Consider the following 13,417-nt stretch of genomic DNA (forward strand, 5'->3'; position numbering starts at 1 on the left):
TGCGGCGATTTTGGGCGAGGGGACCGTACTTCCGGGTGCGGACGGGGGAGGTACTCGACCCCTGATCCGGACGGCTTTCGCCGCCTTCGTCCGCTCCGCGTCCAGCCGCGAACGGCAGAGCCACGTAGTTGGCCCGGACGGTGACCCCAGCCTCCCGGACGCGTGTGTGCGAGACACGCGCGCAGGCGCCGCATCCTGCTCCGCTTCAAAGCGCCCTCGAGAAGCGCCCCTCACAAACAGGACATGGCGAACTTAAGCGCGCTTCAGAGCACGGGGATACGTATCCCCATCACGAAATGTTTCGAGCCGCACGCCAGCAATGCTTTCCGCCGTCATTCCGGGGCGCGCGTTCGCGCGAACCCGGAATCCAGGTTCACTCACCGGATTCCCGCAGGATGGATTCCGGGCCTGCGCCAAGCGGCGCATCCCGGAATGACGAACGCAAAGCGGAAAATCGCGGCGTGCGAGGACGAGACACCCGCAGTGCCTCCGTTAGAACGTCACCACGCCTCTGATCGACTCTCCGCGCTTCATCAGGTCGAATGCCTTGTTGATGTCGTTCAGCGGCATCACGTGCGTGATCATCGGGTCGATCTGGATTTTTCCCTGCATGTACCAGTCGACGATCTTCGGCACGTCGGTGCGCCCGCGCGCGCCGCCGAAGGCGGTGCCTTTCCAGACCCGGCCCGTTACGAGCTGGAACGGACGCGTTGCGATTTCCGCTCCCGAGGGCGCAACACCGATGACGATCGACTGGCCCCAGCCGCGATGGCACGCCTCCAGCGCCTGACGCATCACCGTGACATTGCCGGTGCAGTCGAAGGTGTAGTCCGCGCCGCCGATCTGGTCTTCCTTCGTCTTCGTCATGTTGACGAGATAGGGGACAAGGTCCTTGCCGACTTCCGTCGGGTTGACGAAATGAGTCATGCCGAAGCGTTCGCCCCAGGCCTTCCGGTCGTTGTTGATGTCGACGCCAATGATCATGTCGGCACCGGCGAGCCGCAGGCCTTGCAGCACATTCAGTCCGATGCCGCCGAGGCCGAACACGATGGCCTTCGCGCCTTGCTCAACCTTCGCGGTATTGATCACCGCACCGATACCGGTGGTGACGCCGCAGCCGATGTAACAGACCTTGTCGAACGGCGCGTCCTCGCGGATCTTCGCCACGGCGATTTCCGGCAGCACGGTGTAGTTCGCGAACGTCGAGGTGCCCATGTAGTGATGGATCGGCTTGCCGCCCAGCGAGAAGCGGGATGTGCCGTCCGGCATCAGGCCTTGTCCCTGCGTGGCGCGGATCGCGGTGCAGAGATTGGTCTTCCGCGAAAGACAGGACGGACATTGGCGGCATTCCGGCGTGTACAGCGGAATGACGTGGTCGCCTTTCTTGACGCTGGTGACGCCGCGGCCGACGTCGACAACAACACCTGCGCCCTCATGGCCGAGAATAGCGGGGAAGAGGCCTTCCGGATCGGCACCTGACAGCGTGAATTCATCAGTGTGACATACGCCCGTCGCCTTGACCTCGACCATGACCTCGCCCTCGCGGGGGCCTTCAAGCTGAACGGTTGTGATCTCGAGCGGTTTACCGGCAGCGGTGGCGACGGCGGCGCGAACATCCATGAACTGAACCCTTCTTGTAGCTTGCGGCTGTGTCGGTCTGCGTTTTTTGAACGCATGACCCGGCACATTTGATGATTGCCCGACACCATAGGATCGGGCAAGCAGTTGCGCAAATGAGCCAATCGCCGCCCCAGCACACATTCGAATCGATTGCCTCGCGCGCCGCGCCGGCGATCTTCGTCCTGCTGTGGAGCACTGGATTTATCGGCACAAAATACGTGCTGGCCGGCGCGGAGCCGCTGACCTATCTCACAGTGCGGATGGCGCTCGTGGCGCTGCTGATGGGCGTGACCGCAACGATCTGGCGCCCGAAATGGCCCGATCGCGCGGGCGTCATTCACAGTGCGATTGCCGGGCTTCTTGTCCATGGCTTCTATCTCGGCGGGACTGCGGTCGCGATCTTCCACTCCGTGCCTGCGGGGCTGTCTGCGCTCATTCCGGGACTGCAGCCGATCCTGACATCCACACTCGCAAATCGCTGGCTCGGTGAGCGAGTCACGCCGCTGCAGTGGCTCGGGCTCTTGATGGGCCTCGCCGGGACGCTGATCGTCCTGCATGGGCGTTCACTCTCGGGAGAGGCGGGCTGGGGCTGGTTGGGCACGTGCGTTGCACTCATCAGCATCACGCTCGGCACGCTTTATCAGAAGCGCTACTGCACCCATATCGACTGGCGGACCGGGAATTTCATTCAGTTCGTCGCGGCGGGGCTGCTGTTTGCGCTCGGTGCATGGTTGTTTGAGACGCGTGTGATCGTCTGGAATCGCGAGTTTGTGCTCGGCCTCGCCTGGCTTGTCATCGCGCTTTCGATCGGGTCGATCGGGTTGCTCTACTGGCTGATCCGGCATTCGGCCGCGACACGTGTGGCGAGTCTCTTCTATCTGGTGCCTGGCGTCACCGCGATCATGGCGTACGTGCTGTTTGACGAGCGGCTTGATGTGATCTCGATCGCCGGCATGGTGATCTGCGCCGCGGCTGTGCTGCTGGTCAATCGCCCGATGAAGACGGACGTCTCGCCGGGCAGCTAGTCGCGCGTTTTTGCGTAAGCCGCGAGCGCCCGCGCGCGTGCAGCCCTGTGGTCGACGATCGGCTCCGGATAGGTTTTTCCCAGCGTCACGCCGGCTGCGGCCAATTCCATCGGCGTGGCTTCCCACGGCTGATGGATCAGTTTGGCCGGAAGGCGCGCCAGCTCCGGCACCCACTTCGAGACGTAACAGCCGTCGGGGTCGAACTTCTCGCCTTGCAGTATCGGATTGAAAACGCGGAAGTAGGGCGCGGCATCGGCGCCCGAGCCGGCAACCCACTGCCAACTCGCCGGATTGCTACCGGGATCGGCATCAACCAGCGTGTCCCAGAACCACTTCTCCCCCTCGCGCCAGTCGATCAGCAGATGCTTCACAAGGAACGATGCGACAACCATCCGCACGCGATTGTGCATGATGCCGGTGTGCCAGAGTTCGCGCATGCCGGCATCGACGATGGGATAGCCGGTGAGACCGCGCTGCCAGGCGCGCAACGCCTTGCGATCGTTGCGCCATGGGAAGGCGTCGAACGAGGGCTGGAGATTTTTCTCGGCCAGTTGCGGAAGATCGAACAGCAGATGGCGCGAGAACTCGCGCCAGCCGAGTTCGCTCAGGAATTTCCCGACACCGCTGGACACCGCGGGTTTTCTCGCGGCGGCGAAATTGGCGGCGTGCCAGACTTGTCGCGGACTGATTTCGCCGAAGCGGAGATGTGGCGACAGCTTTGAGGTGCCGTCGCGATCGGGGCGGTCGCGCAGGGATGCGTAGTTTGCGATGTCGTTGTCGAGGAAGTCCTGCAGTCGTTCCTGCGCGGTGACTTCGCCCGGCGTCCATGTCTCGCGCAATCCCGACGCCCAATCGGGACGCGTCGGTTCCAGGTTCCAGGAGGCGAGGTCGTCGGTGGCAACCTTCGGGCCGGCTTTCAGTGTCTTTGGCGCGGGCAGGGGCTGCGGCGGGTCGCCGAGGCTCAGGACGCGTTTCCAGAATGGTGTGAATACGCGCAGGCCACGGCCCTCCTTGTTGCGCAGGTTTGAGGGCCTCACCAGCAGGTCGCCCGGAAAGCCGTGCGATGCCACGCCAATACGGTCGAGGGCCGCGGTGACAGCCCGCTCGGCTGCGGCCTGTCCTGGGACATCGCTCTCGATCCAGTGGACCGCGGCGGCACGGGCCTCCTGTGCAAGGCCTGCAATGACCTCCGTGGCAGGGCCCCGGCGCAGGATCAGTGACTGGCCATGCGCGTCTAGGCTTCCGTGCAGGCTCCGCAGCGACTGGGCGAGCCACCATCGCGACGCACTGCCGATCGGCCGTTCGTGCGGGTGTTTGCCGTCCTCGTCCAGGACATAGAGGCAAAGGAGCGGCGCGCCGGTCTCTGCGGCCGCGTGCAGCGCCGGATGGTCGGAAAGCCGCAGGTCGTCACGGAACCAGACGATCAGGGGGGAGGCCGGGGAACCCGTCATTGCGCTGGCGATCGTGACTGCCGCAGCCGGATGCGGCCGCCTGGCGAACTGTTAAGGGGACGGTAAATATAAACTGTCAAAATCAATCGATTTTTCATCGGAATACATTTTCTGAGGACGACACGATGGCACTCGGCTTGGGGAAGAATTCCTTCGGTTTCCTGAAGTTCAAACTCGGGACAAAGGCCACGATCTGCGCGGCGATGCTGATCGCGGCAACCACCTCGATGGTGGTGGGCGCAGCCTACTGGTCGCTGAGCACGGAGTTCGAGGCAAGGGGCAAATCCGACATCGAAACCAGTCTTCGAACGCTGGCTCTGGCATTCGCCGAGACCTATGGCGACGCCAGGATCACCATCAAGGACGGCATTGTCAGCCGCGCCGAAATCCCGGCGATGCCTGAGTTCAAGGATCACCAGACCGTGGACCGGGCGACGTCCTATGTGGGCGGCAACGCAACTCTCTTTGTCTATGACGAAGCGATCCGGCAGTTCGTTCGCCGGACCACCAACGTCAAGAAGGAAAACGGCGACCGAGCCGTCGGGACCCAGTTGGCGCCGGATCATCCCGCGCAGCCGGTTATCCGGAGCGGGCAGGCCTATAAGGGACCCGCTGTGCTGTTCGGCAAGAGTTTCATGACCGCCTATCAGCCGGTGTTCGACCCGGCAGGGAAAATCATCGGAATTCTCTACGTCGGAATTCCGACGGCGCCGCTCGATGCGATGCTTCTTCACGCCATGCAGATGATGACCGCCGCCGCAATCGTGGGAGCGTTGCTGGTTCTCGGTCTGACGATGCTGATCGTGCGCAGCGTGACAAAGCCACTGCGCTCCGTCACCGATACGCTCACGTCGCTGGCAGAGGGCAAGCCCGATGTGACGATCAATCATGTCGATCGTTATGACGAAATCGGCTCCATCGCCCGGACCATTGGCGTGTTTAAGAACAACTCGCTCGAGCGACGCCGGCTTGAGGCGGAGCGGAAGACCGCCGAGGCGGAGTCGGCCCAGCGACGCAAGGCGGAACTGCAAAGCTTTGTGGATGAATTCCAGTCCAACGTTGGCGGCATCATCGACAAGGTGCTGCATTCGTCCGGTGAATTCGAGAGTGCTGCACGCAATCTCATGGAGACCGCGCGCAGCACGGCGCATCTGTCAAAGGCCTCCGCTAATGCCTCGACACAGGCATCCGAGCATGTGCGCAACGCAGCCGCTGCATCGGAGGAACTGACAAGCTCCATTGCCGAAATCAGCCGCCGGGTTCAGGAGTCAAACGGCATTGCCGCCAGCGCCGTTCAACAGGCGGTCGCCACCGATGCGCGGATGGCCGATCTGTCGAAGGCGGGCGATCGCATCGGCGATGTCGTAAAGCTGATCACATCAATTGCGGAGCAGACCAACCTTCTGGCGCTCAACGCGACCATCGAGGCTGCGCGGGCAGGCGAGGCCGGACGCGGTTTCGCCGTGGTGGCGCAGGAGGTCAAAAACCTGGCCGGCCAGACCGCGAAGGCGACCGACGAGATCAGCAGCCACATCGTCAACATGCAGTCCGCTACCCGTGAATCGGTCGCCGCGATCAAGGCCATCGGACAGACCATCGAACAGATCAACGACATCGCGACATCGATTGCTGCGGCGGTCGAGCAGCAGGGGGCGGCGACGGAGGAAATCGCCAAAAGCGTTCAGGCTGCCGCGAGCGTTACTACCGAAGTCGCCGCCAATGTCGGCGACGTTGCCAGCGGTGCGAACCGGACCGGCGAAACCTCAGACGAGATATTCAAGTCGGCGCAGGTGCTGAGCGGCGAAAGCCTGCACCTTCAGGCCGAGGTCGGGCGCTTCCTTGATGGCGTCAGGGCGGCGTGACGGTTTTCTGCGCTGGAACCCTTGCCTGAGTGCAACCGGAACGGCAGTGATGCGTACCTACTGCGGGTCTGGATAGCTCGGGAGGTTCATTTGAAGCGAAATGTCATTCTTTATCTGGCGACGCTGCTGGTCATTGTCCCGATCGATTTTCTGTTTCTCGGACTTGTCGCAAAAGGTTTTTTCACCTCGCAGGTCGGCGAGATGCTGGGCACAATCCGCATAGCGCCGGCGATCCTGTTCTATCTGCTCTATGCGGCGGGCATCCTGATCTTTGTCAGTGCAGGTCCTGACGCGACGTGGCAGTCGACGCTTTCCTACGGCGCACTGTTCGGTTTCTTCTGCTACGCGACGTTTGAACTGACATCGCTGTCGCTGCTGAAACACTGGACCTGGCCGGTGGTGATCGTTGATATCGCATGGGGCTCCTTCGTGACGGCGGTGTCCTCCACGCTGGGGCTGTTCGTCGCGAACTGGCTGACCCCGCGGATTTGACGGCGGCAATAAAAAAGGGACGCAACGCGTCCCTTTTTCTTCTCGGTGTCCGCCGGGTTACCTCGGCTGCGGAACGATCCGGATATAGGGCTTCGGCGATTTCCAGCCGCCCGGATAGATCGTCTTGGCTTCTTCGTCGCTGACCGAGCCCGCGATGATGACATCCTCGCCCTGTTTCCAGTCGGCGGGGGTGGCAACGCGATGCTTGGCCGTCAGTTGCAGCGAGTCGATCACGCGCAGGATCTCGTCGAAGTTGCGCCCGGTGGTCATCGGATAGACCAGCACCAGCTTCACTTTCTTGTCGGGTCCGATGATGAACACCGTCCGCACCGTCGCGTTGTCGGCTGCCGTGCGGCCATCCGCGCCGCCGGTCGTATCGGCCGGCAGCATGTTGTAGAGCTTCGCGACCTTGAGTTCGGTGTCGCCGATCATGGGATAGTTCGGCGCGTATCCCTGCGTCTCCTTGATGTCCTCGCCCCACTTCTCGTGCCGGTCGACCGGATCGACGCTGATGCCCATCAGTTTGACGCCGCGCTTGTCGAATTCCGGTTTCAGCCGCGCCAGCGTTCCGAGTTCGGTGGTGCAGACGGGGGTAAAGTCCTTGGGGTGCGAGAACAGCAGGGCCCAGCTATCGCCGATCCAGTCGTGAAATTTGATGCGTCCCTCGGTGGTATCAGCCTCGAAATCGGGCGCCACCGCGCCAATCTGGATTGTCATGGTTTTGGCCTCACGTACTTGGAGTTGCGAGGAAAATCTCGCTGCGGTGATATATCGGCATATGCTCCAAAACGAAACCGGGTCGCGAAAAGGGCAACGTCTTTCTCTCGAAGGACGGCTCTTCGGAAAATCCGTTCTGCCGCAAGCTGGATTAATGAAAATTCATAATTGTCCGGTGCGCGCTCACTTTTTCGCTATGCCCCGAATTTGACTTTGATGCGCCGCAACGCCGCCGGTTCCGGCTGGCATTGGATGAACCATGCGGACGGTCAGTGCGACCAATCCGCAACCATAAAGGAAAGAAGCGCGCTCCGAATCGCTTCATTAACGCTTCGTTTACATCCGCATGAAAATGCTGCGGGACACAAAAAGAGAATAGTAACATGACGTCCGCCTCGATCATCTCCAACGCTCCGCTTTCCGAACTGATCCGGAAAATCGAAACCAGCTCCGTTGCCGACCGCGATGTGTCCGCTTACGCGCTCGCTTTCGTCCGCGATGGGGTCATCACCGGTGAGGGGCCAACGACCACAGGCCGCGTGCATTTCTCGCGGGCGCTGGATGCGGACGATGCAGCCTGGTGCGCGCGCATTCTCAACGCCGCGGCGAACACCAACGAGCCCATCAGCCGCGCCGAGGCTGAAACCCTTTTCGAGATCAACAAGGCCGCGACCGAGCGCAGCGACGGCGGCCGGTTCGACGATCTTTTCACCAAGGCAATCGTTCATCACGCGGCAGCCGCTTCCGGCCTGCCGGTGCCGCCTCGCTCCGTTGCGCTTTCTCCCGAAACTTCGATCGAGAGCTGGGCGCCCACCACGGCGGTTGGCGTCAATACCGAAGTACTCGAGTGGATCGCCGGCCAGATGCGTGGCACCCGCCGCAACAATCGCGCACTTGCGGTGCTGGTCGCGAGCCTGATCGGCGCGGCGACCATGCCGCTTGCACATACGCTTCCGAACTTCCTCGACCTTGGAATGTAAGGCGAGCGGTTCGCGAAACAGGACGAGCAGGCGTTACTTCACGCCTGCCGTCTTGGCCATCTCCGGAAGGCCAACCGTTTTTCCCGGAAATCCCGCCACATCGAAGTAGTGCTGCTGCTGGACGCGCTGGAATTTCAGCACGGTTCTCAGGCCGTTGGCCGCCGGCTTGCCGGAGATGGTGGTGGCGAACGATTTCGGCGTCAGGCCATTCGGCATCGCTTCCGTTATCACACGGCCCATCAGTATGCCCTTTGGCTTGCGCTTCAGGCCGAGAAGGTGCGCGGCGGTGATGCCGACGTCGGCATTGCTCACGGGCAGTTCACTGACAAAACCGGTTTTGAAATCAGGACCAATCGCCGCCATGAAATTCATGGTGTCGCCCCGGCTGAAACTGCCGTGCATGCCTTGACCCTGCCGGAGCACGGTGTCGGCGATCTCGACAGAACACAGCGTCGGTTCATCGCAATCCGTGGAGTAGGAACGGAAGTTCACGACGATTGCCGGGTGCGGCGTCACCGCCTTGCCCCTTAGGCTGAGAGTCGACAGCGGCAGCGTGCCGGGAAATTTCCCGAGTTTGTCTTCGACGAAAATGCCGCTGACATAGTCCTGCTCCAGCAGCGCCTGCACGGTGCGGCCTGCAAGCTTCTTGTCGCCCTTCGGCAGATAGATCAGATCGGAGCCGCCGTTGGTTGCGACCACGAGGTCCGGCTTCAGCGGGTCTTTGCCCAGCAGACCGTTGCCGGCCTTGGGATAGGCGTTGGCGCCAATCTGCTTGTTGCTGTCGTTGGGATCGAACAGCGGCAGGTTCAGCGTTTTTGCAAGATCGAGTGCGAGGAAACCGAGTGGCAGAAAGCCCGTCGGTGTATCAGGATAGGTGTTCTTCACCGTCGGACTGGTCTTGCTCTCCTTCGAGATCGTCGAGAAGCCGTGATCCGCTGAAACGATGATGTTGGTGCTGGCGGAGAGCCCGAGATCGTCCAGCGCCTTGCGCAGTAGCGCGAGATTGTTGTCGGCGTTCCTGATCGCCGCGAGCGAGGAGGCGCCGTTGATGCCGGGCGTCACGCTGTTGAGGCTGTCGCCCTGATTGTGCTGGGTGCCGTCCGGATCGCGCGACCAAAACACCAGCACGAAAGGCTTGTTGCGCGCCTTGAACATCGGCAGCACGACCTTGCTGGCGACGTCGGCGAGATATTCCTGCTGCTTGATGTTGGCGACGACCGTTCCGGGCGTCTTGGCGTCACCGGCTTTCCCGTTATCGCCGCGGCCAGGTGTCGCGAGGGGAAGGTTTGCGGCGGTCAAGGCGGCCTTCATTTCATCGGACAGCGGAATGCCGATCGGCTTGCCGTCTTTTTCGACCGCGCCGGTCTGATCATCGATCGTGATCGTCTTGGTTCCGGTCCGTTCGGTATGATCGAACAGGAATGTCGGGCCAACCTTGCCGATGGCGGCGGTGCTGAACCCCGCGTCTCGCGCGGCTTTCAGTAGGGTTTCCTCGTTGAGGTAGTCGCCGTTGAAGTCCTTATCGATCTCACCCAAAATCTGGTCATGCTCGATGAACGGTACCACCGTGCCCAATTGGCTCGGAACCGACTGCACGGGATGGCCGGTATAGATCGAGTTGCTGAAGGTGCCGGTGTCGCCGAGATAGTGCCCGGTCGACATCCCGGACGCATTGGCCATGGTGAAGGTCGGGAACAGGGAGTGGGGGTTCTTGAAATTCACGCCCTTGTCGCGCACGGCGGCCATCGCAGGCGCCAGTTCGGGGGTGACCTTAAGCGCGCGGAGCCCATCTGGCACGAACAAAATCAGGTTGCGGGGCTGGCTGTTTTGAGCGAAAGCCATAGCCGATGACAACGCCAAAAAACCGAAGGAAATGAAAGAAATGGTGCGGCGCATGGGAGACTCGCTTTGGCTGGATATGCGGTCAATGCAGGTGTGCGGAGCGGTAGCTTGGTGTAGTTAGGCCCCGCGACAGAATTGTTACAACCAGCCAAGCATGCAAAATTGCGGTTGAAAGCTATTCCGGCCGAATTCCGCCCTTAAGGTCCAAATCACCTCATGTTCAAGAAGATACTGATCGCCAATCGCGGCGAAATCGCCTGCCGGGTCATCAAAACCGCGCGCCGTATGGGCATCAAGACGGTCGCCGTCTATTCCGAGGCCGACCGCGATGCGCTCCATGTCGAGATGGCGGATGAGGCCGTCTTCATCGGGCCGCCGCAGGCCGCCGAGAGCTATCTCGTGATGGAGAAGATCGTCGAGGCCTGCCGCCAGACCGGCGCCGAGGCGGTGCATCCGGGCTACGGCTTCCTGTCCGAACGTGAGGCCTTCCCGCGCGCCCTTGCGGCGGCAGGGATCGTTTTCATCGGCCCCAATCCAGGGGCGATCGCCGCAATGGGCGACAAGATCGAATCCAAGAAGGCCGCGGCCAAGGCCAAGGTTTCCACCGTGCCGGGTTATCTCGGCGTGATCGAAGACAGCGCGCATGCAGCCAAGATTGCCGACGAGATCGGCTATCCGGTGATGATCAAGGCATCAGCCGGGGGCGGCGGCAAGGGCATGCGCATCGCGCACTCGAAGTCTGAAGTCGAGGAAGGCTTCAACCTGGCCAAGGCCGAAGCGAAAGCATCGTTCGGCGACGACCGCGTTTTCGTCGAAAAGTTCATCGTCGATCCGCGCCACATTGAAATTCAGGTGCTCGGCGACAAGCATGGCAACGTGATCTATCTCGGCGAGCGCGAATGCTCGATCCAGCGCCGCAACCAGAAGGTCATCGAAGAGGCGCCGTCGCCGCTGCTCGACGAAGCCACGCGCCGCAAGATGGGCGAGCAGGCCGTCGCGCTGGCCAAGGCCGTGAACTACGATTCCGCCGGCACGGTGGAGTTCGTGGCGGGCCAGGACAAGAGCTTCTACTTCCTCGAAATGAACACCCGTCTTCAGGTCGAGCATCCGGTGACCGAACTCATCACCGGTGTCGACCTTGTTGAGCAGATGATCCGCGTCGCGGCCGGCGAGAAACTCGCGCTGACGCAGAAGGACGTCACGCTGACGGGGTGGGCCGTCGAGTCGCGCGTCTACGCCGAGGATCCGTTCCGGAATTTCCTGCCGTCGATCGGCCGCCTGGTGAAGTATCGCCCGCCCGCGGAGAGCAAGGTGGACGATATCACCGTGCGCAACGACACCGGCGTGCAGGAAGGCGGCGAGATCTCGATCTATTACGATCCGATGATCGCCAAGCTGGTGACCCATGCGTCATCGCGCGCCGCCGCCATCGAAGCGCAGTCGCAGGCGCTTGATGCGTTCTATGTCGACGGCATTCGTCACAACATCCCGTTCCTGTCGGCGCTGATGAATCATCCGCGCTGGCGCGAGGGCAATCTTTCGACGGGCTTCATCAATGAAGAATTTCCGAAAGGCTTTGGCCCGCGCACACCGGAAGGCGAAACCGCAAACCGGATCGCGGCGGTAGCTGCCGCCGTCGATCATATTCTGGGCGAGCGCAAGCGCCAGATTTCCGGCCAGTTGAACGGCCGCGCCGTGTCGCGTGAGCGTCGCCGCGCGGTGTGGCTCGACCGGAACGAAGTGCAGCTCGAAGTCGCGCGGGACGGTGAGGGCATCGCGGTGCGTCTCGTCGGCGCCGACGGCGCGCTCGGACAGCCGGCCACGCTGCTCTCGAACTGGAAGCCGGGCGATCCGGTCTGGCAGGGCACCATCGCGGGACACCCCGTCGCTGTGCAGGTGAGGCCGATGCCGAATGGCTTCCGGCTGGCCTATCAGGGTTATGAACTGCCTGTGCAGGTCTTCACCGAAACCGAAGCGGCCGCCGCGCGCCTGATGCCGGTGACGTCAGCCGCCGATACCGGCAAGAAGGTGCTGTGCCCGATGCCGGGTCTCGTGATCTCGATCGCCGTGACCGAAGGTCAGGACGTGAAGGCCGGCGAGACCCTTGCGGTCATCGAGGCGATGAAGATGCAGAACGTCCTGCGCGCCGAGCGCGACGGCGTTGTGAAGAAAATCGCCGCCACACCGGGCGCGACACTGGCTGTCGATGCGCTGATCCTCGAATTTGCTTGAGGGTGAAATGGTCCCGCAGGAGAAGCGCGAAGCATTCCGTGCCATCCTGTCGGGCCGTGACGTGGTTCGCCCCGGTTCGGTCTACGATCCGATCTCGGTGCGCATCGCCGAGGATGTCGGGTTCGAGCTTGGGCTGCTCGGCGGATCTGCCGCGTCGCTGACCATTCTGGGCGATCCGGACCTGCTGCTGATCACGTTGTCCGAGCTTGCCGAGCAGGTGCGCCGCATTTGCCGCGCCGGAAAAATCCCCGTGCTGGTCGACGCCGATCATGGTTACGGCAACGCGCTCAATGTCCGTCGCACCGTTCAGGAGCTTGAAGATGCCGGCGCTGCGGGTCTCACCATCGAGGACACGCTGCTGCCGCAGGCCTACGGAGAGGCCAAGCCGCAGGTGATCTCGATCGAGGAAGGTGTCGGGAAGATGAAGGCTGCGCTCGACGGGCGCTCCGATCTGTCGCTCGTCATCGTCGGCCGCACCGGCGCAGCGTCGATCACCAATATCGACGATACGGTCGCGCGCGCGAGGGCCTATGAAGCGACCGGCGTCGATGCGCTGTTCTTCACCGGCCTGAAAACCCGCGCCGAATTGCAGGCCATCGCCGCTGCGACGAAACTGCCGATCATCATGGGCAGCGCCGATGGCGAACTTGCCGACATGGCGTTTCTTGCCAGTCAGCGCGTAAAAGTCGCCAATCAGGGACATCAGCCGATTGCGGCCGCAACGCAGGCTGTTTACGAAACGCAAAAGGCGTTGCGCGACGGTGTTGCACCGAAGGACTTGAAGGGATTGCCGTCGGCGGAGCTGACCAACCGCGTGATGCGCGGTGCGGACGTGAAGATACGCAACGACGAATTCCTCGGACTTAAGAAATAAATCCGCGAGGCCGGTTCGATGAGCGACGTCATTCGCCACATCATCGTGCGAGGGAAGGTGCAGGGCGTCGGATACCGCGCCTGGATCGAGGGCGAGGCAGTGGCTCGGGGGCTCGCCGGATGGGCGCGCAACCGCAAGGACGGCACGGTGGAAGCGGTGCTGTCCGGTTCCGAATCCGGTGTGGCGGCATTGATCGAAAAATGCCGGCACGGTCCCGGCATGGCGCGCGTGACGGCCATCGACAATGAACCGGCCGGCGATGACATGTTGAAACTGCGCACGTCCGGCGAACGCTTCTCCGTGCTGCCGACGATCTAGGCCG

General features: G+C 62.2%; 11 protein-coding genes. 7 read left to right on the top strand and 4 right to left on the bottom strand.

All coding sequences use genetic code 11. From position 1 onward, the window contains the following. Positions 1 to 492: 492 nt before the first annotated feature. Positions 493 to 1,620, bottom strand: a complete 1,128-nt coding sequence (locus tag I554_RS0104035) for an S-(hydroxymethyl)glutathione dehydrogenase/class III alcohol dehydrogenase (protein ID WP_024575064.1) — start codon at positions 1,618 to 1,620, stop codon at positions 493 to 495. A gap of 113 nt (positions 1,621 to 1,733) precedes the next feature. Between I554_RS0104035 and I554_RS0104040 the strand changes: the two genes are divergently transcribed. Beyond that, on the top strand, positions 1,734 to 2,645 hold the full coding sequence (locus tag I554_RS0104040) for a DMT family transporter (protein ID WP_024575065.1): 912 nt from the start codon (positions 1,734 to 1,736) through the stop codon (positions 2,643 to 2,645). Here the strand turns inward: I554_RS0104040 and I554_RS0104045 are convergent. Continuing rightward, positions 2,642 to 4,096 (bottom strand): deoxyribodipyrimidine photo-lyase, encoded by a 1,455-nt coding sequence (locus I554_RS0104045; protein WP_024575066.1) that lies wholly within the window; start codon positions 4,094 to 4,096, stop codon positions 2,642 to 2,644. The two genes, I554_RS0104040 and I554_RS0104045, sit on opposite strands and share 4 nt — an antisense overlap. A gap of 125 nt (positions 4,097 to 4,221) precedes the next feature. On the opposite strand from I554_RS0104045, the gene I554_RS0104050 reads away from it, so the two are divergent. Both I554_RS0104050 and I554_RS0104055 read left to right on the top strand, forming a co-directional pair. Further along, positions 4,222 to 5,958: a methyl-accepting chemotaxis protein gene (locus I554_RS0104050; RefSeq protein ID WP_024575067.1), complete on the top strand. Its 1,737-nt coding sequence runs from the start codon at positions 4,222 to 4,224 to the stop codon at positions 5,956 to 5,958. A gap of 90 nt (positions 5,959 to 6,048) precedes the next feature. Then, a complete protein-coding gene (locus tag I554_RS0104055; protein WP_024575068.1) occupies positions 6,049 to 6,450 on the top strand; it encodes a DUF2177 family protein in 402 nt (133 codons plus the stop codon). Between the two features lie 57 nt (positions 6,451 to 6,507). On the opposite strand, the gene I554_RS0104060 is transcribed toward I554_RS0104055, so the two are convergent. Beyond that, a complete protein-coding gene (locus I554_RS0104060) occupies positions 6,508 to 7,167 on the bottom strand; it encodes a peroxiredoxin (RefSeq protein WP_024575069.1) in 660 nt (219 codons plus the stop codon). 383 nt (positions 7,168 to 7,550) lie between these two features. Between I554_RS0104060 and I554_RS0104065 the strand changes: the two genes are divergently transcribed. Further along, complete coding sequence (locus I554_RS0104065; RefSeq protein WP_024575070.1) at positions 7,551 to 8,147, top strand: hypothetical protein; 597 nt, start codon at positions 7,551 to 7,553, stop codon at positions 8,145 to 8,147. Between the two features lie 33 nt (positions 8,148 to 8,180). On the opposite strand, the gene I554_RS0104070 is transcribed toward I554_RS0104065, so the two are convergent. Then, positions 8,181 to 10,043: an alkaline phosphatase family protein gene (locus tag I554_RS0104070; RefSeq protein WP_024575071.1), complete on the bottom strand. Its 1,863-nt coding sequence runs from the start codon at positions 10,041 to 10,043 to the stop codon at positions 8,181 to 8,183. A 162-nt stretch (positions 10,044 to 10,205) separates the two neighbouring features. Here I554_RS0104070 and I554_RS0104075 point away from each other — a divergent pair, with 162 nt between their 5' ends. Genes I554_RS0104075 through I554_RS0104085 form a run of 3 tightly spaced genes read left to right on the top strand, consistent with a single transcriptional unit; the run spans position 10,206 to position 13,413 of the window. Beyond that, positions 10,206 to 12,221, top strand: a complete 2,016-nt coding sequence (locus I554_RS0104075; RefSeq protein WP_024575072.1) for an acetyl/propionyl/methylcrotonyl-CoA carboxylase subunit alpha — start codon at positions 10,206 to 10,208, stop codon at positions 12,219 to 12,221. Positions 12,222 to 12,228: 7 nt separating this feature from the next. After that, the gene (locus I554_RS0104080; protein WP_024575073.1) at positions 12,229 to 13,095 is read left to right on the top strand and encodes an isocitrate lyase/PEP mutase family protein; all 867 of its coding nucleotides are present in this window, start codon (positions 12,229 to 12,231) and stop codon (positions 13,093 to 13,095) included. Positions 13,096 to 13,113: 18 nt separating this feature from the next. Continuing rightward, the gene (locus tag I554_RS0104085; protein ID WP_024575074.1) at positions 13,114 to 13,413 is read left to right on the top strand and encodes an acylphosphatase; all 300 of its coding nucleotides are present in this window, start codon (positions 13,114 to 13,116) and stop codon (positions 13,411 to 13,413) included. The last annotated feature ends 4 nt before the right edge of the window (positions 13,414 to 13,417 follow it).

Origin of the sequence: Afipia sp. OHSU_II-C1 (assembly GCF_000497575.1) — a bacterium.
GTDB lineage: Bacteria > Pseudomonadota > Alphaproteobacteria > Rhizobiales > Xanthobacteraceae > Afipia.